The 890-nt window shown below is 62.9% G+C and carries 2 protein-coding genes; both read left to right on the top strand.

Annotation, left to right across the window (positions count from 1 at the left end; all coding sequences use genetic code 11):
• Positions 1–708, top strand: a 708-nt coding sequence (locus G7A99_RS21745; RefSeq protein WP_163144025.1) for a DUF3304 domain-containing protein, incomplete at its 5' end; no start/stop codon positions are given.
• Positions 705–890: hypothetical protein (locus G7A99_RS24990; protein WP_205599995.1), on the top strand; the 186-nt coding region annotated here is incomplete at its 3' end. The genes G7A99_RS21745 and G7A99_RS24990, both read left to right, overlap by 4 nt.

Raw genomic sequence — 890 nt, 5'->3', positions numbered from 1 at the left:
ACAGCACGCCGCTCGACCCCCCTCATCGTCTGGCCCCTGCTCATGGCCGCCCTGCTCACCGCCTGCGGCGGCGGGGACACCATCGGCGTGTCCGTATCGGCGGTGAACTACACCGAGCGGGGCATCCGCTACTTCTCCGTGCACCGCCCGGGCGATGCCGAATACAGCGCCGTGGGCATGAGCATCCTCCCTTACGGCGCCGGCGGCGTCACCTGCTGCGTACCCCTGCCCGAACAGTGGCACGAGGGGCTGGAGGTCGTATTGACCATCAGTCCTGCCCTTGAGGGCGATACGACGGACGAAATCCGGGAAGATTATATCCGGCGCCGGGACAACGGCACGCTGGACCTCGAGCGCACGGTGGCGGTACCCCGCTACGGCGATCCCGACAGGGCCACGCTCTGGCTCCAGGCCCTGCCCGGCGGACGCTACGCCGTGGTGCTCAGCGAGGTCGACCCGCCCCACGAGGACTGGCCCGGCGAGATCCGGGGCTGGCCTCAGCCTTCGGAGGCGTACCGTACAAAACTCATTAATAGGCGGATGAAACTCGTCGAGGACCGAATCAAGCACACCAAATCGTGCATGGCCGATCCGAAGCCCTGCCTCATCAATAATGAGGGTACAGTCACGGAGGCAATGGAACGATGGGAAAGGCGCTTGGCCAAGGATCAGGCCTACATTCGCAGATTGGAGGCGAGTAAACCATGAGTGCAACCCTTGCTCAGCGAGTCCCGTTGGAAACGTCCAACCCTGCCGATCGATATCGGTTCTTTACAAAGGACCAAAATGAAACGGTTAACCGCCACGCCGTCGACAGAGAACACAGAACAGACCCGAAAAACCCCTGCGACACGAACCTGTTCATCGGCGTGTTCTTCGACGGCACGGGC

It is taken from the genome of Arhodomonas sp. KWT, from assembly GCF_010993615.1.
The sequence above is the reverse complement of the archived record's forward strand: the minus strand, read 5'-3'. Positions and strand labels throughout refer to the sequence as shown.